This is a genomic window from Streptomyces sp. V3I7 (assembly GCF_030817495.1).
In the GTDB taxonomy this organism is placed as follows: Bacteria; Actinomycetota; Actinomycetes; order Streptomycetales; family Streptomycetaceae; genus Streptomyces.
In genome coordinates, this window is sequence record NZ_JAUSZK010000001.1 from 3,761,825 (window position 1) to 3,784,907 (window position 23,083).

Sequence of the window (23,083 nt, forward strand, 5' to 3'; positions counted from 1 at the left end):
TGCGTGCGGGTAAGACATCCCTAGTGGGAGGGGGCGACACGCAGGGTGGCCCGTCTCACGTTCGCCATCGGCGTACTGAAGAGAGGGGTAACTGCCTGGCCTGCGGGAACATCGTCTCGCACCATCGGGTTGGAGCAGATGTCGGCGTTCGGGGTCAATGGAGGCAGGAACTCTGTCTTCGCGAGAGCGGAGGTGATCCGGACGGTGTCGGCAGTTGGAATGAGCGGTCCCCGCTTGCGGGACTAAGCTGCGGAAGGACAGTGAGGGGATCGTCCCCCCACCGCCTGACCGCTCTGAGGAGCGATTAACGATGTTCGAGAGGTTCACCGACCGCGCGCGGCGGGTTGTCGTCCTGGCTCAGGAAGAAGCCCGGATGCTCAACCACAACTACATCGGCACCGAGCACATCCTCCTGGGCCTGATCCATGAGGGTGAGGGTGTCGCCGCCAAGGCCCTTGAGAGCCTCGGGATTTCGCTCGAGGCGGTCCGCCAGCAGGTGGAGGAGATCATCGGCCAGGGCCAGCAGGCCCCGTCCGGGCACATCCCCTTCACCCCCCGTGCCAAGAAGGTCCTGGAGCTGTCGCTCCGCGAGGCCCTTCAGCTGGGCCACAACTACATCGGCACGGAGCACATCCTGCTCGGCCTGATCCGTGAGGGCGAGGGCGTCGCCGCCCAGGTCCTGGTCAAGCTGGGTGCCGATCTCAACCGTGTCCGCCAGCAGGTCATCCAGCTGCTGTCGGGCTACCAGGGCAAGGAGACCGCCGCCGCCGGTGGTCCTGCCGAGGGCACGCCCTCCACGTCCCTGGTCCTCGACCAGTTCGGCCGGAACCTCACCCAGGCCGCTCGTGAGTCCAAGCTCGACCCGGTCATCGGGCGCGAGAAGGAGATCGAGCGGGTCATGCAGGTGCTGTCCCGCCGTACCAAGAACAACCCGGTCCTGATCGGTGAGCCCGGCGTCGGCAAGACCGCCGTCGTCGAGGGCCTCGCCCAGGCCATCGTCAAGGGCGAGGTGCCCGAGACGCTCAAGGACAAGCACCTCTACACGCTGGACCTCGGCGCCCTGGTCGCCGGCTCCCGCTACCGCGGTGACTTCGAGGAGCGCCTGAAGAAGGTGCTCAAGGAGATCCGCACCCGCGGCGACATCATCCTGTTCATCGACGAGCTGCACACGCTGGTCGGTGCGGGTGCCGCCGAGGGCGCCATCGACGCCGCTTCCATCCTGAAGCCGATGCTGGCCCGCGGTGAGCTCCAGACCATCGGTGCGACCACGCTGGACGAGTACCGCAAGCACCTGGAGAAGGACGCGGCCCTCGAGCGCCGCTTCCAGCCCATCCAGGTCGCCGAGCCGTCCCTGCCGCACACGATCGAGATCCTCAAGGGTCTGCGCGACCGGTACGAGGCGCACCACCGCGTCTCGATCACCGACGAGGCGCTGGTCCAGGCCGCCACGCTGGCCGACCGGTACATCTCGGACCGCTTCCTGCCGGACAAGGCGATCGACCTGATCGACGAGGCCGGTTCCCGGATGCGCATCCGCCGGATGACCGCGCCGCCGGACCTGCGCGAGTTCGACGAGAAGATCGCCGGCGTCCGCCGCGACAAGGAGTCCGCGATCGACTCGCAGGACTTCGAGAAGGCCGCCTCCCTCCGCGACAAGGAGAAGCAGCTCCTGGCCGCCAAGGCCAAGCGGGAGAAGGAGTGGAAGGCCGGCGACATGGACGTCGTCGCCGAGGTCGACGGCGAGCTGATCGCCGAGGTCCTCGCGACCGCCACGGGCATCCCGGTCTTCAAGCTGACCGAGGAGGAGTCCAGCCGCCTGCTCCGCATGGAGGAGGAGCTGCACAAGCGGGTCATCGGCCAGGTCGACGCCGTCAAGGCGCTGTCGAAGGCGATCCGCCGTACGCGTGCCGGTCTGAAGGACCCGAAGCGCCCCGGTGGCTCGTTCATCTTCGCCGGTCCGTCCGGTGTCGGTAAGACCGAGCTCTCCAAGGCGCTCGCCGAGTTCCTCTTCGGCGACGAGGACGCGCTGATCTCCCTCGACATGTCGGAGTTCAGCGAGAAGCACACGGTGTCGCGTCTCTTCGGTTCCCCGCCCGGATACGTGGGTTACGAAGAGGGCGGCCAGCTGACCGAGAAGGTCCGCCGCAAGCCGTTCTCCGTCGTCCTCTTCGACGAGGTCGAGAAGGCCCACCCGGACATCTTCAACTCGCTGCTGCAGATCCTGGAGGACGGTCGCCTGACCGACTCCCAGGGCCGGGTCGTGGACTTCAAGAACACGGTCATCATCATGACGACCAACCTCGGCACGCGGGACATCTCGAAGGGCTTCAACCTGGGCTTCGCGGCCTCGGGTGACACGAAGTCCAACTACGAGCGCATGAAGAACAAGGTGTCGGACGAGCTCAAGCAGCACTTCCGCCCCGAGTTCCTCAACCGCGTCGACGACGTGGTCGTCTTCCCGCAGCTGACGCCGGCGGACATCCTGCGGATCGTCGACCTGATGATCAGCAAGGTGGACGAGCGCCTGAAGGACCGGGACATGGGCATCGAGCTCTCCCAGTCCGCCAAGGAGCTGCTGTCCAAGAAGGGCTACGACCCGGTGCTGGGCGCACGTCCGCTGCGTCGCACGATCCAGCGCGAGATCGAGGACACGCTGTCGGAGAAGATCCTCTTCGGCGAGCTGCGCCCCGGTCACATCGTGGTCGTGGACACCGAGGGCGACGGTGCGGACAAGACCTTCACCTTCCGCGGTGAGGAGAAGTCGGCGCTGCCGGATGCTCCGCCGATCGAGCAGGCGGCTGGTGGGGCTGGGCCGAACCTGAGCAAGGAGGCGTGATCCCTCCGGGGGTTACGTGAGGTCGTGAGGAAAGGGGCCGGTGCTTTCGGGCACCGGCTCCTTTTTGGCGTTTTTGGCTTTTCAGCGCTGGTCCTGGCTGACTTCCGCGTTCGGGAAAAGTCCCGCGAAATGAGAGGCCGGGAAGGGGAGCCCGTGCTGGTTGTACAAGGCCACTGAGCGGACTCCGGGCAGCCGGGGGACCAAGGCGGAGAGGTCCTCGGCACCGTGCATCGAGACGACCCGCAGCGCCTTGATGCCAGTGTTTGTCGACCAGCCCGGCGCCGGGGCCGTCCGCGACGAACAGCTTCTTCACCAACGGCCCGATCAAGCTGGACGCCAGTTTGCTGCCCAGTACGGTCGGCTCCATCCGCCACCCCCGTGGTCGTGCCCAGCAACGGCAGAAGTACGGATGGAGCCTAACCGGAGAAACCCAGCCGTGGATTACGACAACTGGCCGTCGTAGTCAGGGAGTTTGACCGTTTTCTCAGCATGGCCTCCGGACAGGTCGGTGGCGCTGTTGCCGATGTTCGCGATGATCGTGTAGCCGTCGCTCTCGATGTCCGCGCGCTGGGCCGTCTTGTAGTCGGCGACGTTCTTGAAGAGGTCGAACAGCCCGCGGACGCGGAGCTCTGTGACGTCGTAACCGTCGTACTCGAGGTTGTACTTGGTGGGCGCGTAGATGATGCCCGGGCGGGCGGTGACGAAGAAGAGCGAGACGCCGTGCTCCTGGGCGTACTTGGCGACGTCCAGAACCGGCTTGTTGGCCGGCTGCGGGTAGCTGAAGCCGAAGTCGGTCTCCAGCGTGGTGTTGTCGATGTCGAAGACGATCGCCTGCTTCTCACCCGGCTCGGTGGCGGCGATGCGGTCCTTCAGGCCTGGCAGTGCCTGGGCCATCACCGTCTGGCAGTCCATCTGCCAAGTGGTGTAGTCGACTTCGGCGGCTGTGCTGCTTGTGGTCGCGGCCGTCGTGGCGCCGGTGGCCGTGGCCGTGGCCGTCGTCGCGGCGTCGGCCGGGGTGGCCAGTGCGGCCAGGGCGGCCACGGAGACGGCGGTGACGGATATGCGGCGCGCCCAGAGGTGTTGTCTGGTCATCGGTGGGGGGTTCCTCTCACGTCCGGGCGCGTTCGTACGCGTCCGGACGGGCCTGTGTCAGGGACATGCTCTTTGGTGAGGGTGGCGCGAGGGGAACCGTAGGGTTACCGGGTGGTAGGCGTACAGAGATGTGCGTCACAAGGTCCTGTGGGACTTGTCAGTGCCCCACGGCGTCGATGGCGTTCTGGACCACGCGGGACAAGTCCTCTTCCGTGGGCAGGAGTTCGCGGTCGGCGGGGGAGAGTGTCGAGTAGTTCGTCACGGCCAGGCGGTACGGGTCCCGGGCCAGCTCCTTGAGGACCGCCGAGCCATCGGGGACGGTCAGCTCGAAGTTGGTCGCGGCGGAGCCCTGGTTGAGATGGAGGCTCTGGTGGATGAAGCGGTCCAGCAGGGCGCGGGACCAGCCCTTGTGAACGGCTTCGGTGGCGTAGAAGTCCAGCTCGGGGCGTGCGGGCCATCTTCTGCATGTACATCAGGTTGCGGCGGGAGAAGCCGCGCTGGTTCGGGAAGGTCGTCTTGAGGTCCGCCGCGAGTCGTGCCACGACCTTCGTGCCCCAGCCCTCCTGCTCCTGCCGGTCCAGGATGAGCTTCCCGATCTGCCAGTACATCGTGACGAGTTCGGTGTTCACGGCCTGCTGAGCGCGCAGGCGCGCGCCTGCGACCGTCCCCTTGATCTCGCCGAGCAGATCGCCGTACCAGGAGGGAAGGGCACCCAGCTGAGCGGGGACGACGGCGTCAGACGTCTCGGTGTTCTTGCGTATGGGGCGAGCGTTGCGCAGGACGATCTTTACGGGCGCCGGAATGCTGTCAGGTCATCCGAACGTGTGAGCTTGGGGCGAGGGTCCGTATGAGGGCGGCCAGGGCGGTGGGGGGTGGTGGTGAGGATCGTGTCGGGGGTGTCGCTCTCGCCGAGGTGGATGGGGCCGGTGGGGGTGGGGTCGACGGGGAAGCCGAGCATGGGCGCGGCCTGCTGCTCATGGTCCCGCTCGTCGACGGGTTCGGGGTGACCCGGGTCGATCGAGGCAAGGGTGTTTGGTTCAGGCTCGATCGCGGGCGCGTGTCACCGTAGTCAGAGCCTGCGGCTGCCGATGACGAGGTCGACGAGGGCATGCGGTGGCGTACGTGCGGCGGTGGGGCGGGTCCGGCAGGGTGCCCGCGCCGCCTCAGGGCGGGCCGCGGTGAGGGTGCCGGGGAGTCGACGGTGGTGGTGCCGGAGAGCAAGGTGAGACGAGTTTCGGCGCTCTGGCCAGCGTCCGGTGAATCGTCATTTAAGCTTCAAGGCGGCCGCAGGGCTACGGCTCGTCGCTGTACGCGGCGACTGAGGAACGGTCAGGCCGGCCCGTCGAGGAGAGCGGCCTGTGTCAGGGGCCTTGGTCCGGACGGGACCACATGACGCCGGTCAGGAAGATCCCGGTGAATCGCGTGACCGCCGACGTGTGTCTCAGCGGTGTGGGGCGCCCATCCCACCCGCCCACGAACAGAAGACCCCCAGGGGGAAGCGAGGTATGTCGGTGATCTGCGTCGGAGGCATGATCGGGATCGGCAAGACGAGTGTGGCCGAACTGCTCGCCAAGGAACTGGGCAGCGAAGTCTTCTACGAGAGCGTGGAAGACAATCCGATCCTCCCGCTCTTCTACACGGCGAGCCCCGAGGAGATCCAGGCGAAGCGCTACCCCTTCCTGCTCCAGCTCTACTTCCTGCAGACGCGGTTCGCCGCGATCAAGGAGGCGTACAAGCAGGGCCACAACGTCCTCGACCGTTCCATCTACGAGGACTGGTACTTCGCCAAGGTCAATCACGACCTGGGCCGGATCAGCTCCCTCGAGATGCAGGTGTACGAGGGGCTGCTCGACGAGATGATGCGCGAGATCGACGGCCTGCCGTACCGCAAGGCGCCCGACCTCATGGTCTATCTCAAGGCGGACTTCGAGACGGTGCTGCACCGCATCGGGCTGCGGGGCCGCGATTTCGAGCAGGACGAGGTCCTCGTCGAGTACTACCGGACGCTGTGGTCCGGCTATGACGACTGGGTGCACAAGCACTACTCGGCCAGCGAGGTCCTCGTCATCGACATGAACCGCACCGACGTGGTGAACAACCCCGAGGACGCGGCCCGCGTGACGCAGGAGGTCAAGGACGCCCTGGAGGCGGTCGGGTGCCGGCCCTGAAGGTGACCGCGCGGGGCGCCGACGGCCATGATTTCGATGGCTCAGGCGGGCGATCTGTCCTGATTGTGGCGCTCTGTCGGCGTAACGGCGGTCACATTCCAAGGCTGTTGGATCTCGATGCGTGGTGACATGCGGCACAGGCGACGCCGCTGTTACTAGCCCCGATAGTGGCACGCAATGGTCGAATTGACATCAAAACGGGCATTTCGGGGGCCGGGTTGACGCGAATTCTGCCTGGTCGGGGCGCTGATCCGCCTTTCGGGGGCTTGTCAAGGGGGTGGAGTCCACCCCGGCGCGTACTAACCCATGTCGTAGATGGGGGGGATTGAGTGCATCTGGGGCCTCGGGTTACCAAGGTAGGGCCCCACCGGCGGACGTCGTGCGCCGCGGGGCCCACTTGTCCCCGAAAGCATGAGGTTTTGATGTTCAAGCGCGCCATGTCCCGTTCTTCTCTGATCCGTAACCGTGCCGCCGTCGTGGCCGCGGGCGTCGGCATCTCGGCCGCGCTCGGTGCCGGGATCGCCTCCGCCGCTCCCGCTCCGGCCGCCGCTCCGGCCGCCGCGACCAAGGCCGTCGCCGCCGCCAAGTCGGCCAACGCCTGGATCGACCCAGTGAAGAAGTACACGCTGACCGCCAGCTTCGACCAGGGCGGCAGCCACTGGATGCACAAGCACAGCGGCCAGGACTTCGCCGTCCCGGTCGGCACCGAGGTCGTCGCCGTGCACGGCGGCACCGTCGTCAAGGCCGGCCCCTGGGGTGGCGGTGACGGTCCGGCGTACGGCAACGCCATCGTCATCAAGCACGCCAACGGCCTGTACACGCAGTACGCCCACCTGTCGCGCATCGACGTGAAGGTCGGCCAGGTCGTCACCACCGGCCAGCACATAGCCCTGTCCGGCAACACCGGCAACACCACGGGTCCGCACCTGCACTTCGAGGTCCGTAAGACCCCGAACTACGGCTCGGCGATCAACCCGGTCAACTTCCTCCGCTCCATGGGCGTGACCGTCTGAGCGTGACGGCCGTGTGACACGGCATTCGGGGAACGCGCAACAGCCCGCGGCCGGGCGTCTGATGAGACGCCCGGCCGCGGGCTGTCGGTCGTTGGGCTCAGTCCTCCGCCCGCACTCACCCGAAGCCGATGATGTGGCCCGGCTGGCCCCGCTCCGGCTCCGGCTCGTCCGACTCCTGGACGCGCGACGGCCCCGCCTGCGGTCACATCTGGCGTCCGGTCAGGATCCGTCCTCCGGGGCGGCCGAGGGCCGGTGCGCGCTCTCGTGCGCCTGGGTCACCAGGTCCACGGCGACCTCCAGTACGGCCGCGCGCTTCTTCTCCGGGTCGCCTTCCAGGTCCTGCATGACGAACATGCCGGCGTGCAGCGTGAACAGGGCGCTGAGGCAGCGGACCTGGTCGATCAGTTCGGCGTCGGGGTCCATGACGATGTCGCGCAGGCGGTGCATGCGGTCCTTGAAGGTGTCGCCGATGCGCAGTTCCCGTACCGTCGCCTGGTTCTCCTGCATGAAGCGGAACAGCGGCGCCGCGGCGGTCAGTGACCGGCTGTAACGCCGGACGATCTCCTGCTTCGTCTCCAGCGTCCTCGGCTGCGCCTTGCCCCACTCGATCAGCTCCTCGACCGGCCTCGTCAGGTCCTCGAAGAGGCTGACGATGATCTCTTCCTTGGTCTTGAAGTGGTAGTAGAGCGCCGCCTTGGTGACTCCGAGGTGCTCGGCGATCTCGCGCAGCGAGGTCTTCTCGTAGCCCTGCTCGGCGAAGAGTTCGAGCGCCACATCCTGGATGCGCTGGCGGGTGTCCCCGCGGCGCTGGTGCTTGGTGCCGTCCATGGTGACGCCCATCCTCGTACTCCTCGCGCTCCCGCGGAAACTTACTTGACGCCCGGCTAGTTGCGAGGCTACTTTCACAGTGTAGTGAACTAGCCGGGCGGCAGGTAAGGGCCGCAGCAGGGGGAGAACGGAACCATGGCGGACACGCAGACGGCCCCACAGGGTCAGCAGAAAACCGATGAGCAGGAAAAACAGCCCAGGAGCGTACGGGTCGTCCTGCTCGCGCTCATGATCGCGATGATGCTCGCGATGCTCGACAACATGATCGTGGGCACGGCGATGCCGACGATCGTCGGCGACCTCGGCGGCCTGGAACACCTGTCCTGGGTGGTCACCGGCTACACGCTCGCCACCGCGGCCTCCACCCCGATCTGGGGCAAGCTCGGCGACATGTACGGGCGCAAGGGCGCCTTCATGACGTCGATCGTGATCTTCCTGATCGGCTCCGCGCTGGGCGGCATGGCCCAGAACATGGGTGAGCTGATCGGCTTCCGCGCGATCCAGGGCCTCGGCGCCGGTGGTCTGATGGTCGGCGTCATGGCGATCATCGGTGACCTGATCCCGCCCCGCGAGCGCGGCAAGTACCAGGGCATGATGGCCGGCGTCATGGCGCTCGCGATGATCGGCGGCCCGCTGGTCGGCGGCACCATCACCGACAACTGGGGCTGGCGCTGGTCCTTCTACATCAACCTGCCGCTGGGCGCGATCGCGCTGGCCGCCATCAGCGTCGTGCTGCACCTGCCGAAGAAGCGGAACAAGGCCCGGATCGACTACCTGGGCTCCGTCCTGCTGACCCTCGGCATCACCGCGATCGTGCTCGTCACGACGTGGGGCGGCACGGAGTACGCCTGGTCGTCCGCGCGGATCATGGAGCTCATCGCCATCGGCGTCGTCGCTCTGATCGGCTTCGTGTTCTGGCAGACCAAGGCCGCCGAGCCGGTTCTGCCGCTGCACATCTTCCGCAGCCGCAACTTCACGCTGACCTCGGTCATCGGCTTCATCACCGGCTTCGTGATGTTCGGTGCCACGCTGTTCCTGCCGCTGTACCAGCAGTCCGTGCAGGGCGCCTCCGCCACCAACTCGGGGCTGCTGCTCCTGCCGATGCTCGGCGCCATGCTGGTCACGTCGATGGTCGCGGGCCGGGTCACCACCAACAGCGGCCGCTACAAGGTCTTCCCGATCCTCGGCGGCGCGCTGATGATCGTCGGCCTGTACCTGATGTCGCTGATGGACACGGACACCACCCGGTTCACCTCCGGTGTGTACATGGCCGTCGTCGGTCTCGGCATGGGCTGCCTGATGCAGGTCACCATGCTGGTCGCGCAGAACAGCGTCGAGATGAAGGACATGGGCGTCGCGTCCTCCTCGGCCACCCTGTTCCGTACGCTCGGCGGCTCCTTCGGTGTCGCGATCATGGGCGCGCTGTTCAACAACCGGGTCCAGGACGTCATGTCCGAGCGGGCCGGCGCGCTGGGCTCCAAGGTGACCGAGCGCTCCGCCTCGCTGGACGCGGCCAGCCTCGCCAAGCTGCCGACGCCGGTGCGTGAGGCGTACCAGCACGCGGTGTCCGCCGGTACGCACTCGGCGTTCCTGCTCGGCGCGGTGAGCGCGGTGGCGGTGCTCCTCGCGGCCCTGTTCGTCAAGGAGGTCCCGCTCCGGGGCGCCGGACCGCAGAAGCCGCAGGGCGACGACGCGGCCGCCGACGACGCGCCCGAAGCGCCCCAGGCGGCGGTGGCAGAGGCCGTCTGACCCGGCCCGAGCACGAGGTCCGGCCCACGAAGGCCCCCGGCGGGTGTCCGCCCCGGGGGCCTTCGTGCTGTCCTCCCCAGGGGCCAGGGGTGTTGTCAGTGCCGGGTGCAAGCATCGGGGCATGGACAAAATGAGCCAGTTGCGGCTGGCCAAGGACGCCATGGACCGCGACTGGGCCGATCCGGAGCTCGACCTGGCCGCGGTCGCCGCGCACGCCGGATACTCGCGCTTCCACTTCGTACGGGCCTTCAAGCAGGCGTACGGAGAGACGCCCGGCCAGTACCTCACCCACCGCCGGATAGAGCGGGCGGAGGACCTGCTGCGGACCGCCGACCTGTCGGTGACCGAGATCTGCCATCTGGTCGGCTTCAGCAGCCTGGGCACCTTCTCGACCCGGTTCAAGGCGTGGACCGGGCTGACCCCGAGCGAGTACCGCACCCGGCACGTGGGCCGCGGGGCCGCCCTGATACCGGGGTGCTACGCCATGCTCTGGGCGGGCGGCTTCCGGAGCGGGCGCGGCGGCGGTGAACAGCGCGATGGGTGAACAGCGCAATTCCGGAGAAGCGCAGCGCTGACGCGGTTGCCTACGGTGACAGGGCAGGAACAGAACGCGGCGGACAGGAGCACGTAATGATCAAGGGTCTCAAGATCGCGACCATCTGGGTGCTGGACCAGGACCGGGCCAAGGAGTTCTACACCGAGAAGCTGGGCCTGGAGGTCCGTACGGACATGACGATGGGTGACGGCGGCATGCGCTGGCTGACCGTGGGCGCCGAGAGCCAGCCCGATGTCGAGTTCACGCTGATGGTGCCGGGCCCGCCCGCCATGGACCCCGAGTCGGCCGAGATGGTCAAGAAGCTGGTGGCCAAGGGGGTGCTCGGCGCCGGGGTGCTGACCACCGACGACATCCACGGCGACTACAAGCGGCTCAAGGACCGCGGTGTGGAGTTCCTCCAGGAGCCGCAGGAGCGTCCGTACGGCACGGAGGCGCTGTTCCGCGACGACTCCGGGAACTGGTTCTCCTTCACCCAGCCCCGCGAGGGCGCCCTCGACATGGACAAGGACTGGGGCTGCTGAGGCCGGCTTACTGGCTGCCCTGCGGCAGCACCGGGAAGCTGCCCGTGTCCGTCGGGGCGTGCTCCGGCAGCCACAGGACGGCCACCGCGCCCTCCGCCGGGACGTCCTCGGGCGCGCCGGCGGGCCGGACGTTGCGGAAGGTCAGCCGCGCGCCCAGGACGCGGGCCTGCCCGGCCGCGATGGTCAGTCCGAGTCCGTGCCCCTGACCGGCGCGGTCGCGGCTGCCGGTGCGGAAGCGGCTCGGTCCCTGGGCGAGCAGGTCCTCGGGGAAGCCGGGGCCGTGGTCGCGGACCCGGATGACCCGGCCCTCGACGGTCACCTCGATGGGCGGCCTGCCGTGCCGGGCGGCGTTGGCGAGCAGGTTGAACAGCACCCGTTCCAGCCGCCGCGGGTCCGTGGTGACCTCGGACTCGTGCACCACGCGCACGACGGCGTCCGGGTCCTTGGCCGTCACGCGCCGGGCGACGAACTCGCCCAGCATGATGTCCTGGAGCTCGGCCCGCTCCGAGGCGCCGTCGAGCCGGGCCACCTCCAGCACATCCTCGACGAGGGTGCGCATGGCCTTGGCCCGGTCCAGGACCAGCTCCGTGGGGCGGCCCGGGGGCAGCAGTTCGGCGGCGGTCAGCAGGCCGGTCACCGGGGTGCGCAGCTCGTGCGCGATGTCCGCGGTGACCCGGCGCTCGGCCTCCAGCCGCTGCTGGAGCGCGTCCGCCATGGCGTCCACGGCGTGCGCGAGGTCGTCGGTCTCGTCCCGTACGACACCGTCGATGGCGTCCCGCACCCGTACGTCCGTCTCGCCCTTGGCGACCCGGTTCGCCGCGGCCGCCGCCTTGCGCAGCCGGCGCGACAGCTGGCCGCCGATGAGCACGCCGAGCGCGCTGCCGCCGACGACGACCGTGATGGAGCCGATGACCAGGGCCTGGTCGAGGTCCTTCATCACGTCGGTGCTGCGGTCGGTGAGATGGGTGTGCAGGGACAGCACATGGCCGTCCTTGACCGGGACCGCCGCCCAGATGTCCGGCACGTTCCCGCCGCTGTCGGTGATGTACGTCGCCCGCCGGCCCGCCCCGACCCGCGCCTGCAGCGCGGGCGGCAGCCGGGGGTCGTCGATCTTGATGCTCGGGAAGTTGGGGCGCCCGGACAGCTCGTAGTTGCGCTGGGCGATCTGCACCCGCTCGTCGGCCAGGTCGCGTGCGTTGTCCAGCATCGAGACGCGGGCCGCGTTGTGCACGACCAGGCTCAGCGCGACGGCCACCAGCGCGCCCACCAGCGCGATGGCCGCGCTGAGCTTCCAGCGGAGTCCGGTCCTGAGTCCCGAACGGAGCACTCGGATCGCCATGCCCCCCTCAGGCCTTCAACTTGTAGCCGAAGCCGCGGACCGTCTCGATGCGGTCCTGGCCGATCTTCGTCCGCAGCCGCTGCACATGGACGTCGACGACGCGGGTGTCCCCGCCCCAGCCGTAGTCCCACACGCGTTCAAGGAGCCGGTCGCGAGAAAGAACCGTGCCCGGGGCGGTGGAGAACTCCAGCAGCAGCCGCATCTCGGTCGGGGTGAGCGCCACCGGCTGCCCGGCCCGGCGCACCTCCATGCCCTCGGTGTCGACCTCCACCTCGCCGAAGGTCAGCACCGCGCCGTTCGCCCGTGGGTCGGACTCCGCCGCCTGGGCGGCCGCCGCGGCGTGCCCGAAGCGGCGCAGCACCGCGCGGATCCGGGCGACCAGCACGGCTCCGTCGAAGGGCTTGGTCACGTAGTCGTCCGCGCCCGCCTCCAGGCCGAGGACCACGTCGATGGAGTCGGCGCGCGCCGACAGCATGATCACCGGAACCGTCGACTCGTCGCGGATGCGCCGGCACAGGCTCACCCCGTCCAGCCCCGGGACCATGACGTCGAGGAGCGCGATGTCGGGGCGGTCCGCCCGGAACGCCGCCAGGCCCGACAGCCCGTCGGGCATCGCGGTGACCGCGAAGCCGTCCCGCTCCAGGGCGAGCTGGGTGGCCTCGCGGATGACGTCGTCGTCCTCGACGAACAGGACGTGGGTCTGGTCTGCCATCCCGGTGCTCTCAGTCCTCATGGTCGGTCTCGTATGGGGTCCGCGTGCCGTCGTCCGCGCGTCAGCCGGCCGGTGAGGGCGCGGCGCTGCCGCCGGCCGCGTTGCCGTAGTCCGTGTGGTGGGAGGACTCCTCGGCGAAGCGGCCCGACGACCAGGAGTACGTGATCACGTTCTCGCCGGACGGACTGGAGACCGGGTCGCCCTTCTCGTAGACCTGCTTGGTCACCGTCAGGTCGCCGCGGTCGATCTCGGCGTAGACGGGGGACTCCTCGGCCTTGAAGACGTTCTCGTACGAGCCGTTCTTCTCGCGGTACACGTACGAGCCGACCCCGACCGCGTCGGAGCAGGTCAGCACGTTGACGACGACGTCGACGGCCGATGCGCCGGTCAGGTGGCCGTAGGTCACGTCGATGGGGTACTCGTGGCCGGCGCAGGGCTTGAGGACCCGCTTGACCGCGGGGGAGACCTTCGGGTCGCGGGTGAGCAGCCTGACGGCGTTCACCCGCCGGAAGCTGTCGTCGGACGGGCTGGGCGCGGGGGAGGCCGCGGTGCCCGCCACGGACTCGGCGTGCGCCGGGCCCTCGTCGCGGGCACCGGTGCCACCGGCGCCGCAGGCGCTGAGGACACAGGCGAGGGCGGCGAACCCGGCCGTCGCCGTGATCGCCGCCCGCTGGCTCGCTCGGGTCCCGGACCCGGCGCCGGTCAGGCCGCGCAACGCTCCCGCTCCTCATGCTCCCGTGCGCGTGCGTCCCGTGCGCGCGCCTCCAGCTCCTCACGGAGCCGGGCGAGCGCCCGGTGCAGCGTGCTCTTGACCGTTCCGGCCGACATGCCGAGGGCGGCGGCCGTCTCCTCCGTGGACATCTGCTCCCAGTGTCGCAGCACCACGACACTGCGCTGCTTGGGAGCCAGCACCTTCATGATGTCCATGAGCAGCGCCCGGTCGGCGTGCTGCTCGGTGGCGTCGTCCACGGGGGCGTCCGGCACCTGCTCGGTGGGGACCTCGTCCAGCTTGCGCGCCCGCCACCACTCGGTCCGCGTGTTGATCATGACCCGGCGCAGATAGGCGTCCGCGAGCCGCTTGTCCGCGATCCCCTCCCAGCGGCCGTACGTCCGCACCAGCGCCGTCTGGAGCAGGTCCTGGGCGTCCACCGGGTTCGGGACCAGCCGGCGGGCGCTGCGCAGCAGTGCGTCCTGCCGGGTGCGGACGTACTCCTCGAACTCCAGCATCTGGCCCTGCGCCATGACGACCGCCTCCGATTGCGTCTTCTCGGCCCGGGGGTTCGTGCCGGGCGCGGGAACGACGCTACGGAGGCGTTGTCACGGGGCTGTGCGGGTAAGCCTGCGGACAGCAATCGGCTGTCCGTCGGTTGTGTAACGGAAGTAGGTTCTGGGTAAAGGGCGGAGCCTGAACGGACTGCTCTGCGGGGGTTTGAGGTGGTACGTCAGCTCAGCGGGAGCCGGTAGAGGCCGCCCGCCATCGGTTCCACCAGGCCGTCCGAGACGAGCCCGTCCAGCGCCCGGGCGCGCTGCACCGGCTCGTGCCACACCCGGTCGAGCGCCGTCTGCGGCACCGGGACGTGCGCCTCGCGCAGGACGGCGAGGAGCTTGCCGCGGACCTGCCGGTCGGTGCCGGCGTACGTCTGGCCGCGACGCGGGGCGCCCTCGTGCTCCGGCTTGCCCGCGAGCCGCCAGGCGCACTGCGCGGCGATCGGGCAGCGCTCGCACGTCTCGTTCTTCGCCGTGCACACCAGCGCGCCCAGTTCCATGGAGGCGGCGGCCCAGCGGGCGGCGGTGCCCTCGTCGGCGGGCAGCAGGGAGCGGGCGAGCTTGCGCTCGGCCGCCGTGGTGGCGTTCGGCGGGTACTGCACCCCCGTGACCGCGCGCGCGAAGACGCGGCGGACGTTGGTGTCGAGCACTGGGTGGCGCTGGCCGTAGGCGAAGGAGGCCACCGCGGCGGCCGTGTACTCGCCGATGCCGGGCAGGGCCAGCAGCTGGGCGTGGTCCGTCGGTACGTCGCCGCCGTGCCGTTCCGTTATGGCGACCGCGGCGCCGTGCAGGCGCAGGGCGCGGCGCGGGTAGCCGAGCCGGCCCCAGGCGCGGACGGCCTCACCAGGGGGCTCCTCGGCGAGGTCCGCGGGGCGCGGCCAGCGGGCCACCCACTGTTCGTAGACGGGCAGGACCCGGTTGACGGGGGTCTGCTGGAGCATGAACTCGCTGACCATCACGCCCCACGGACCTGCCTCCGGGCGGCGCCAGGGGAGGTCGCGGGCGTGGGCGTCGAACCAGGCGATCACGGGGGCGTGGAGGATCTCAGTCATGTCCCTTCCGATCCTGCCACGGGTGGGGCGTGCCATGTTCGCGGCGACGCGGGGGCCGGACCTGCGCCGGGGAGTGCGGCGGGGAGTGCGGCGGGGTGAAGGGCGCGCCCCCTGAGGCGAGTTGCCGGGATGATGATCCGGAAAAGTTGTGGGGAGGGCGGCGGGGGACGCCAGCAAGCGCGCCGATCTCTCGTACAGTTTGGGCCGTGGGATCTTTGCGCAATCCGGTCGGGCCGCTCCCCTCCTCCATCTACTGGCGACGGAGGGCCATCATGCTGTCAGTGGTCGCCGTGCTGGCGCTGCTGACCACGTGGATCGTCACCTCGGGCGGCGGTGGCGGAAAGAACGGCGCCGACGGATCCAACGGCAAGAATCCCGCATCCACGATCACTCCGGGGCCGGGCGACTCCGGGCCCGCGATCAGCCAACACCCCGGCGGCCGTGACGAGTCGAGCGGTGCCGGCTCGGGCGGCGGTGCCGGCTCGGGCGGTGACGGCGGCTCGGACTCGGCGGGCGGAGACGGTTCCTCCGGGTCCGGTGGCGGCTCGGGTGACGGCTCCGGCGAGGGTTCCGGCGGCGGTGTCGGTACGGGCGCCACGGTCCCGGCATCCTCCGGTCTGCCCAACTGCACTTCGGGCACGGTCACGTTGAGCCTGCGCAGCACGCACAACTCCTACTCGCCCGATGAGACGCCCACCTTCGAACTCACCGCGAAGAGCTCGGCCTCCGGCGACTGCAAGATCGACCTCGGGCCCAAGGGTGCGGTGTTGACGATCACGCAGGCCGACGGCAGCGACGACTACTGGTCCTCGGCCGACTGCCCCAAGGGCGCCGGCCACCAGGCGTACCGGCTGCCGGCGGGCAGCAGCGTCACCTACACCGTGAAGTGGGACCGCAAGCCGAGCGCCCCTGAGTGCGCTACGCCTCCGGCGGGGTCGGCGGTGGCGGGGACGTATCTGGTGGAGGCGCAGGCCGCCGGGTTCGCGAAGGCGCAGACGTCGTTCGTGCTCGCGGCGGACTAGCTCCGCTGGAGGGCGGGTGCGTCGTCTGCGGGTTCGTTGTGGCTGGGCGCGCAGTTCCCCGCGCCCCTGGGGGTGGGCTGTCCGGCGGTTCCTTAGACGTACCGCTGGGGGGCGGGTGCGTCGTCTGCGGGTTCGTCGTGGCTGGGGCAGTTCCCCGCGCCCCTGGGTGGGCTGTCCGGCGGTTCCTTAGAGGTACCGCTGGGGGGCGCGTGTGTCGTCTGCGGGTTCGTTGTGGCTGGGCGCGCAGTTCCCCGCGCACGGTCTCCTAGACGTACCGCTCCAGGATTGACGACTCCGCCAGGCGTGACAGGCCCTCGCGGACGCTGCGGGCGCGGGCCTCGCCGACGCCGTCCACCGTCTGGAGGTCGTCCACGCTCGCGGCGAGGAGCTTCTGGAGGCCGCCGAAGTGCTCCACCAGCCGGTCGATGATCGCGCCCGGCAGCCGCGGCACCTTGGCCAGCAGGCGGAAGCCGCGCGGGGAGACCGCGGAGTCGAGCGCCTCGGGCGAACCGGTGTAGCCCAGGGCCCGCGCCACCGTGGCGAGTTCGAGAAGCTCGGCGTGGGTCAGCGCGTCCAGCTCGGAGAGCGCCTCCTCGACCGTGCGGGAACGCTTCGCCGTCGGCTCGGGGACGTAGTCCCGCACGACCAGCTCGCGCTCGGGTTCCACCCCGGCGATCAACTCGTCCAGCTGAAGGGCCAGAAGCCGTCCGTCGGTGCCCAGCTCGACCACGTACTCGGCGATCTCGGTGGCGATACGGCGCACCATCTCCAGGCGCTGCGCCACCGCGGAGACGTCGCGGACCGTCACCAGGTCCTCGATCTCCAGCGCCGACAGCGTGCCCGCGACCTCGTCCAGGCGGAGCTTGTAGCGCTCGAGGGTGGCCAGGGCCTGGTTGGCACGGGACAGGATCGCCGCCGAGTCCTCCAGGACGCGGCGCTGTCCGTCGACGTACAGGGCGATCAGGCGCATCGACTGGGAGACGGAGACCACGGGGAAACCGACCTGCTTGGAGACGCGGTCCGCCGTGCGGTGCCGGGTGCCCGTCTCCTCCGTGGGGATCGTCGGGTCCGGGACCAGCTGGACGCCGGCCCGCAGGATCTTCGACAGGTCGGAGGAGATCACGATGCCGCCGTCCAGCTTGCACAGCTCGCGCAGCCGGGTGGCCGTGAACTCCACGTCCAGGACGAAACCGCCGGTGCACATCGCCTCGACCGTCTTGTCGGAGCCGAGCACGATCAGGCCGCCGGTGTTGCCGCGCAGCACGCGCTCCAGGCCGTCACGCAGGGCCGTACCGGGTGCCACGGCACTCAGGGAGGCGCGCATCAGGCCATCGGAACCGGCACTCCCACCGGACTTTCCGGGAGCTGCCGCCCGGTCGTTGGCTGCCACTGCACTCCTCCGGTTTTGATTGCTCGTTCGCCTCCGGGCGCCCCAGCCGGTGTCCCCCACGGCCCACTCGCCGCAGGTTCTGACGCGCCGCCGTCCCCGCACTCTGTTCGTACGGACGGGCGAGACCTGGGCAAAGTCTACCGGCGGTCCTCCGCGTCCCGAGGGGCCTCTCGGCGACGCGAGCGCGGCAGGACCCGCAGCGCGTCCCCTATGTCGGCGACCTCCAGCACCTTCATGCCGGGAGGGGTCTTTCCGGGGTCGGCGGGGACGAGCGCGTGCGTGAAGCCGAGCCGGTGCGCCTCCGCGAGCCGGCGCTGGACGCCCGTGACCCGTCTGACCTCGCCCGCGAGACCGACCTCACCGATGGCGACCAGGTTCTTGGGCAGCGGGGTGTCGCTGGCGGCCGAGGCGAGGGCGAGGGCGATGGCCAGGTCGGCGGCCGGCTCCGACAGCTTCACGCCGCCCACCGTCGCCGAGTAGATGTCCCGCTTGCCGAGCGCGCTGATCCGGCCGCGCTGCTCCAGCACCGCGAGCATCATCGACACCCGGGACGTCTCCAGGCCCGAGGTCGTCCGGCGCGGGGAGGGGATCTGCGAGTCGACGGTCAGCGCCTGCACCTCGGCGACCAGCGGGCGGCGGCCCTCCAGGGTCACGGTCAGACAGGTACCGGGGACCGGCTCGGCGCGCCGGGTCAGGAACAGGCCGCTGGGGTCGGTGAGACCGGTGATGCCCTCGTCGTGCAGTTCGAAGCAGCCGACCTCGTCGGTGGCGCCGTACCGGTTCTTGACGCCGCGGACCAGGCGGAGCCGGGCGTGCCGATCGCCCTCGAAGTGGAGCACGACGTCCACGAGGTGCTCCAGCAGCCGCGGACCGGCGATCGCGCCGTCCTTGGTGACATGGCCCACGAGGAGGGTGGACATCCCGCGGTCCTTGGAGGCGCGGATGAGCGCGCCCGCCACCTCGCGCACCTGGGCCATGCCGCCGGGGGCGCCGTCGATCTCCGGGGAGGCGACCGTCTGCACGGAGTCGAGGATCAGCAGGGACGGCTTGACCGCGTCCAGGTGACCGAGCACGGCGGACAGATCGGTCTCGGCGGCGAGGTAGAGATCCTCGCTCAGGGCGTCGATGCGGTCCGCGCGCAGCCGGACCTGGCTCGCGGACTCCTCGCCGGTCACGTACAGGGTGCGGTGCTCGTCGCTCGCGGCCTTGGCGGCCACGTCGAGCAGGAGCGTGGACTTGCCGACGCCGGGCTCGCCCGCGAGCAACACGACCGCGCCGGGCACGAGGCCGCCGCCGAGTACCCGGTCCAGCTCGGGCACGCCGGTGGAGCGGGCGGTGGCCTGGCGGCCGTCGACCTGGCCGATGGGCAGCGCGGAGGTGGTGACGCGCCCCGGCGTCGTCGTCCGCACCGCGGGCGCGCCGTACTCCTCGACCGTCCCCCAGGCCTGGCACTCGGGGCAGCGGCCGAGCCACTTGGCCGTCTGCCAGCCGCACTCGGTGCAGCGGTAGGACGGGCGGTCCTTGGTGGTCTTGGTACGGGCAGCCATAGCGGAAACCGTAGCCGCAGGCACTGACAGCCCGGGCGCGGGCGGTGCCGGCGCGGTTCCGGTGCGGTGGCGGCGCGGCGCCCGGCGGTGCGGGCGCACACGGGCGCACCGCGGCCGTGGGGCGCGTACGGGCTGCGGCGATGCCACCGGCCGTCAGGTACGAGCCACTGGACGGCGGGTTCTTGTCCCCTTATGAGGGATCGTTTCACCCGTACGAAGTAAATGTGCTCAAGCCGGAAGAAGGGGCCATCCGTCGCCGCCTACGGTCGCACAGGTGATGAACAGCAGTCCCGAGACCTCGACCCGCACCACCGGCGCACACCGGGCGCATCGGGAGGCGCGAGATCGCGACGCGGCGCGCACGCTGGCGCATCGGCCGCCGGCGCGTTACGAGCCGTACCTCGACGGCCTGTTCACCTACTGCCTGTCGGTGCTCTGCGACCACGACACGGCGACCGCCGCCCTCGGTGACGTCCTCGCCCTGGCCGAGCGGCGCGGGCAGCACGGGCCGCAGGCCCCCGGCGACCGCCGGGCCTGGATGTACGCCCTGGCCCGCTGGGCGTGCCTGCGCAAGCTGACCGAGGCCAAGCAGAAACGTCAGGCAACGCACGCGGCCGGGCGCCCCGGCGCCGAGAAGCAGGCGGCCGCCGAGCCGGACGTACCCGAGGACGTGCAGAAGCAGCGGCGGCGCGAACTCGCCCTGCTCGCCTGGCCGGAGGCCGCCGGGACCAGCCCCGAGCAGCGCGAGGCCCTCGAACTCGCCGTACGCCACCACCTCTCCGCCCACGAGGTCGCCGCCGTCCTCGGCATGGAGCCGGCCGCCGCCCGCGAGCTGCTCGCCTCCGCCGCCTGCGAGGTCGAGCGCACCCGCGCGGCGCTCGCCGTCGTCGAGGCCGGCGGCTGCCCGGGCGTCGCGCGGCTCGCGGGGGAGAGCCAGTTCGTGCTCAGCGCCACCGTGCGGCGCGAGCTCGTCCGGCACGTCGACGACTGCCCCCGCTGCCGCCGCACCGCCGAGCGCGCCGTCCCCGGCCGCTGGCCCGGCGCCACCGTGACGCCCGCCGGGCTGCCCGTCCTGGAGGCGCCCCGCGCGGCCCTGCACGCCGTCCTCGCGAGGCATCCGCGCGCGCGGGGCACCGCCGTGCCGCGCTTCGACCGGCGCGGGTTCCCGATGGACCCCAAGGACCGCGCCGCCCGGCGCGACCGGTTCCGCGCGCGGGCCGTCACGACGACCGTCGTCGCCACCGTGGTCGCCGCCCCGGTGCTCGCCCTGTGGGCCGCCCACCGCAGCGCCCCGGCCGGCGCCGACGCGGACGGCCCCGCCGCCAGCGCGGACGAGCGGCACGGCCCCGGCGGCCTCGGCGACGGCACGGCCGGCTACGAGAACGCCGGGAACGCCGCCGCCCGGCCCGACGGCCGCTTCCTCACCAAGGACGGCCGCCCCGACGTGTCCGTGGAGGTCGTCAGCGTCTCCGGCGCCAAGGGCGCGGGGCAACTCGAGGTGTCCGCCGACCACGTCGGCGAGACCACCTTCGTCACCCTCACCGCCTCCGGCCCCGCGCCGGTCCGCTGGTCGGCGTCCACTCGGGCCCACTGGCTCTATCTCAGCCGCTCCTCGGGAACGCTCCGCCCCGGCGAATCGTTGACGATCAAGGTGTACGTCGACCGGCTCCACGAGCCGCCCGGCCACTGGCACGCCCAGCTGGCCGTCGCCCCCGCGGGCGCCGTCGTCTCGATCGAGGGCTACGGCGCCGCCCACAGCGGCCGGCCGACGCCCGGCGATCCGCCCTCGCCATCCCGGCCGGACCCGACGCCCACGTCCTCCCAGCCCAGCGACCCGCCGTCGAGCAGCACGCCCCCGCCGTCGTCACCCGACCCGACACCGACGCCGACCGACCCGTCCCCGACCGACCCGTCGTCCCCCTCCGACCCGGGGACCTCGACCCCGCCGCCGTCCGGCAGCGGAGGGCCGAGCCCGTCGGGCAGTCAGTGAGCCCCCGGATACGGCCCTCAGGCCACCGGGTCGGCCGGGTGCGGCGCCAGCAGCGGCAGCCCCGCCGCCAGGCGCTCCTCGCACAGTTCGACCAGGCGGTCGTAGCCGGCCTTGCCCATCAGCTCGGTCAGCTCGGCCCGGTAGGAGACGTACACCGGGTCGCCCGCGCCGTGCGCCGAGGTGGCCGACGTACACCACCAGTGCAGGTCGTGGCCGCCCGGACCCCAGCCCCGGCGGTCGTACTCCCCGATGGAGATGCGCAGCACGCGCGTGTCGTCGGGCCGGTCGATCCAGTCGTACGTCCGGCGGACCGGCAGCTGCCAGCAGACGTCCGGCTTGGTCTCCAGCGGCTCGCGGCCCTCCTTCAGCGCCAGGATGTGCAGCGAGCAGCCCGCGCCGCCCGCGAAACCGGGCCGGTTCTGGAAGATGCACGAGCCCTGGAAGGGGCGGGTCTGCCGGTCGCCGTCCTCGTCCTCCGAGATCCAGCCGTTCGCCACGCCCTCGTCGTGGTGCTGCCAGATCTCCGGGGTGAGACGCGCCACGGACTGCGCGACGCGCTTCTCGTCGTCCTCGTCGGAGAAGTGCGCGCCCAGCGTGCAGCACCCGTCGTCCGCGCGGCCGGCCTGGATGCCCTGGCAGCCGCTGCCGAAGATGCAGTTCCAGCGAGAGGTGAGCCATGTCAGATCGCACCGGAAGAGCTGCTCGTCGTCCGCCGGATCAGGGAACTCCACCCATGCGCGCGCGAAGTCGAGCCCCGTCTCGTCGGACACAAGCTCCTCCGGGGTCTTCTTCGCCTTCTTCGGCGCCTTCACCTGCGAAGAACCCTTGGCGGATTTGGCACCCTTGTGGTCCTTCGTCTTTTTCGTCTTTGGCACTCGTCCAGAGTAAGTCGCCCGGGACCACTCCCGGCACGGTCCCCACTGCGGTTGGCAGTAGCGTTCCGTATATGAGACTCGGTGTCCTCGACGTGGGTTCCAACACGGTTCATCTGCTGGTGGTAGACGCGCACCCCGGCGCGCGCCCGCTGCCCGCCTACTCGCACAAGACGGAGCTGCGGCTCGCCCAACTGCTCGACGGGGACGGCGCGATCGGGCCCGAGGGCGTCGACAAGCTGATCGACGTCGTCCGCGAGGCGGCCCAGATCGCCGAGGACAAGGGCGTCGAGGATCTGCTGCCGTTCGCGACCTCCGCCGTGCGCGAGGCCAGCAACGTCGACGAGGTCATCGCGCGTGTCTACAAGGCGACCGGCGTCGAACTGAAGGTCCTCACCGGCGACGAGGAGGCGCGGCTCACGTTCCTCGCCGTCCGCCGCTGGTTCGGCTGGTCCGCCGGGAAACTGCTGGTCCTGGACATCGGCGGCGGCTCGCTGGAGATCGCCAGCGGCATCGACGAGGAGCCGGACGCGGCCGTCTCCCTGCCGCTCGGCGCCGGGCGGCTCACCGCCGGCTGGCTGCCCGGGGACCCGCCCACCGCCGAGGCGGTCCGGGCGCTGCGCCGTCACGTGCGCGCCGAGATCGCCCGCCATGTGGCGGGGATCAGCCGCCTCGGCCACCCCGACCACGTGGTCGCCACCTCCAAGACCTTCAAGCAGCTCGCCCGCCTGTGCGGCGCCGCCCGCTCCGCCGAGGGGCTGTACGTCCAGCGCGACCTCAAGCGGTCGTCCCTGGAGGCCTGGGTCCCACGCCTGGCCGAGATGACCGCCGAGCAGCGCGCCGAGCTCCCCGGCGTCTCCGAGGGCCGCGCGGGCCAGTTGCTCGCGGGCGCGCTGGTCGCGGAGGCGGCGATGGACCTCTTCGGCGTCGACACGGTCGAGATCTGCCCGTGGGCCCTGCGCGAGGGCGTCATCCTGCGGCGGCTGGACCACATGGGACCGGCGTGAGACGGATGCAATAAGGCGTGAGACGGATGTCGCAAGGCGGGTGACTGAGGCGTGAGGTGAGGCTGAGGGAGTGCGGGGCTCGGGGCTGAGGGGGTGCGGGGCTCCCAGGGCCGAGAGGCCGCG

The 23,083-nt window shown here is 70.6% G+C and carries 19 protein-coding genes and 1 pseudogene; 9 read left to right on the forward strand and 11 right to left on the reverse strand.

Features of this window, described 5'->3' with window-relative positions; genetic code table 11:
- Positions 1–310 precede the first annotated feature (310 nt).
- Positions 311–2,836, forward strand: a complete 2,526-nt coding sequence (locus QFZ74_RS17650) for an ATP-dependent Clp protease ATP-binding subunit (protein ID WP_307621783.1) — start codon at positions 311–313, stop codon at positions 2,834–2,836.
- A 441-nt stretch (positions 2,837–3,277) separates the two neighbouring features.
- Here QFZ74_RS17650 and QFZ74_RS17655 read toward each other — a convergent pair whose 3' ends face one another.
- Positions 3,278–3,928, reverse strand: a complete 651-nt coding sequence (locus QFZ74_RS17655; protein ID WP_307621784.1) for an HAD family acid phosphatase — start codon at positions 3,926–3,928, stop codon at positions 3,278–3,280.
- Between the two features lie 461 nt (positions 3,929–4,389).
- Positions 4,390–4,731, reverse strand: a pseudogene (locus QFZ74_RS30445) (DUF1016 N-terminal domain-containing protein); the annotation flags it as partial.
- Between the two features lie 702 nt (positions 4,732–5,433).
- On the opposite strand from QFZ74_RS30445, the gene QFZ74_RS17660 reads away from it, so the two are divergent.
- Positions 5,434–6,096: a deoxynucleoside kinase gene (locus QFZ74_RS17660; RefSeq protein WP_307621785.1), complete on the forward strand. Its 663-nt coding sequence runs from the start codon at positions 5,434–5,436 to the stop codon at positions 6,094–6,096.
- A 422-nt stretch (positions 6,097–6,518) separates the two neighbouring features.
- The gene (locus QFZ74_RS17665; RefSeq protein ID WP_307621786.1) at positions 6,519–7,109 is read left to right on the forward strand and encodes a M23 family metallopeptidase; all 591 of its coding nucleotides are present in this window, start codon (positions 6,519–6,521) and stop codon (positions 7,107–7,109) included.
- Positions 7,110–7,328: 219 nt separating this feature from the next.
- Here the strand turns inward: QFZ74_RS17665 and QFZ74_RS17670 are convergent, their stop codons facing one another.
- Positions 7,329–7,949, reverse strand: coding sequence for a TetR/AcrR family transcriptional regulator (locus QFZ74_RS17670; RefSeq protein WP_307621787.1), 621 nt, complete (start codon positions 7,947–7,949; stop codon positions 7,329–7,331).
- A gap of 123 nt (positions 7,950–8,072) precedes the next feature.
- On the opposite strand from QFZ74_RS17670, the gene QFZ74_RS17675 reads away from it, so the two are divergent.
- From QFZ74_RS17675 to QFZ74_RS17685, 3 genes are all read left to right on the forward strand, one after another.
- Positions 8,073–9,686 carry an MDR family MFS transporter gene (locus tag QFZ74_RS17675; protein WP_307621788.1) on the forward strand — a complete coding sequence of 538 codons (1,614 nt, stop codon included), beginning with the start codon at positions 8,073–8,075 and terminating at the stop codon, positions 9,684–9,686.
- Positions 9,687–9,807: 121 nt separating this feature from the next.
- Positions 9,808–10,230 carry a helix-turn-helix transcriptional regulator gene (locus QFZ74_RS17680; RefSeq protein ID WP_373462403.1) on the forward strand — a complete coding sequence of 141 codons (423 nt, stop codon included), beginning with the start codon at positions 9,808–9,810 and terminating at the stop codon, positions 10,228–10,230.
- Between the two features lie 86 nt (positions 10,231–10,316).
- A complete protein-coding gene (locus QFZ74_RS17685; protein ID WP_307621789.1) occupies positions 10,317–10,763 on the forward strand; it encodes a VOC family protein in 447 nt (148 codons plus the stop codon).
- 7 nt (positions 10,764–10,770) lie between these two features.
- On the opposite strand, the gene cseC is transcribed toward QFZ74_RS17685, so the two are convergent.
- The 5 genes from cseC to QFZ74_RS17710 form a co-directional block, all read right to left on the reverse strand.
- Complete coding sequence (gene cseC, locus QFZ74_RS17690; RefSeq protein ID WP_307621790.1) at positions 10,771–12,102, reverse strand: two-component system sensor histidine kinase CseC; 1,332 nt, start codon at positions 12,100–12,102, stop codon at positions 10,771–10,773.
- Between the two features lie 7 nt (positions 12,103–12,109).
- Positions 12,110–12,814, reverse strand: coding sequence for a two-component system response regulator CseB (cseB, locus tag QFZ74_RS17695; RefSeq protein WP_307621791.1), 705 nt, complete (start codon positions 12,812–12,814; stop codon positions 12,110–12,112).
- Positions 12,815–12,875: 61 nt separating this feature from the next.
- Positions 12,876–13,529, reverse strand: a complete 654-nt coding sequence (locus tag QFZ74_RS17700; protein ID WP_307621792.1) for a hypothetical protein — start codon at positions 13,527–13,529, stop codon at positions 12,876–12,878.
- Positions 13,517–14,056, reverse strand: coding sequence for a SigE family RNA polymerase sigma factor (locus tag QFZ74_RS17705; protein ID WP_307621793.1), 540 nt, complete (start codon positions 14,054–14,056; stop codon positions 13,517–13,519). The genes QFZ74_RS17700 and QFZ74_RS17705 overlap by 13 nt, the downstream gene beginning before the upstream one ends.
- A 200-nt stretch (positions 14,057–14,256) precedes the next feature.
- The gene (locus QFZ74_RS17710) at positions 14,257–15,132 is read right to left on the reverse strand and encodes an A/G-specific adenine glycosylase (RefSeq protein WP_307621794.1); all 876 of its coding nucleotides are present in this window, start codon (positions 15,130–15,132) and stop codon (positions 14,257–14,259) included.
- A gap of 206 nt (positions 15,133–15,338) precedes the next feature.
- On the opposite strand from QFZ74_RS17710, the gene QFZ74_RS17715 reads away from it, so the two are divergent.
- Complete coding sequence (locus QFZ74_RS17715) at positions 15,339–16,154, forward strand: hypothetical protein (protein WP_307621795.1); 816 nt, start codon at positions 15,339–15,341, stop codon at positions 16,152–16,154.
- A gap of 265 nt (positions 16,155–16,419) precedes the next feature.
- Here the strand turns inward: QFZ74_RS17715 and disA are convergent, their stop codons facing one another.
- Together disA and radA are read right to left on the reverse strand one after the other, a co-directional pair.
- A complete protein-coding gene (gene disA, locus QFZ74_RS17720; protein WP_307621796.1) occupies positions 16,420–17,544 on the reverse strand; it encodes a DNA integrity scanning diadenylate cyclase DisA in 1,125 nt (374 codons plus the stop codon).
- 137 nt (positions 17,545–17,681) lie between these two features.
- Entirely contained in the window at positions 17,682–19,091 is a 1,410-nt protein-coding gene (radA, locus tag QFZ74_RS17725) for a DNA repair protein RadA (RefSeq protein ID WP_307621797.1), read from the reverse strand.
- 274 nt (positions 19,092–19,365) lie between these two features.
- On the opposite strand from radA, the gene QFZ74_RS17730 reads away from it, so the two are divergent.
- Positions 19,366–21,081, forward strand: coding sequence for a hypothetical protein (locus QFZ74_RS17730; RefSeq protein WP_307621798.1), 1,716 nt, complete (start codon positions 19,366–19,368; stop codon positions 21,079–21,081).
- Positions 21,082–21,098: 17 nt separating this feature from the next.
- Here the strand turns inward: QFZ74_RS17730 and QFZ74_RS17735 are convergent, their stop codons facing one another.
- A complete protein-coding gene (locus QFZ74_RS17735; RefSeq protein WP_307621799.1) occupies positions 21,099–21,956 on the reverse strand; it encodes a hypothetical protein in 858 nt (285 codons plus the stop codon).
- Positions 21,957–22,027: 71 nt separating this feature from the next.
- On the opposite strand from QFZ74_RS17735, the gene QFZ74_RS17740 reads away from it, so the two are divergent.
- The gene (locus tag QFZ74_RS17740) at positions 22,028–22,960 is read left to right on the forward strand and encodes a Ppx/GppA phosphatase family protein (RefSeq protein WP_307621800.1); all 933 of its coding nucleotides are present in this window, start codon (positions 22,028–22,030) and stop codon (positions 22,958–22,960) included.
- Positions 22,961–23,083: the final 123 nt, after the last annotated feature.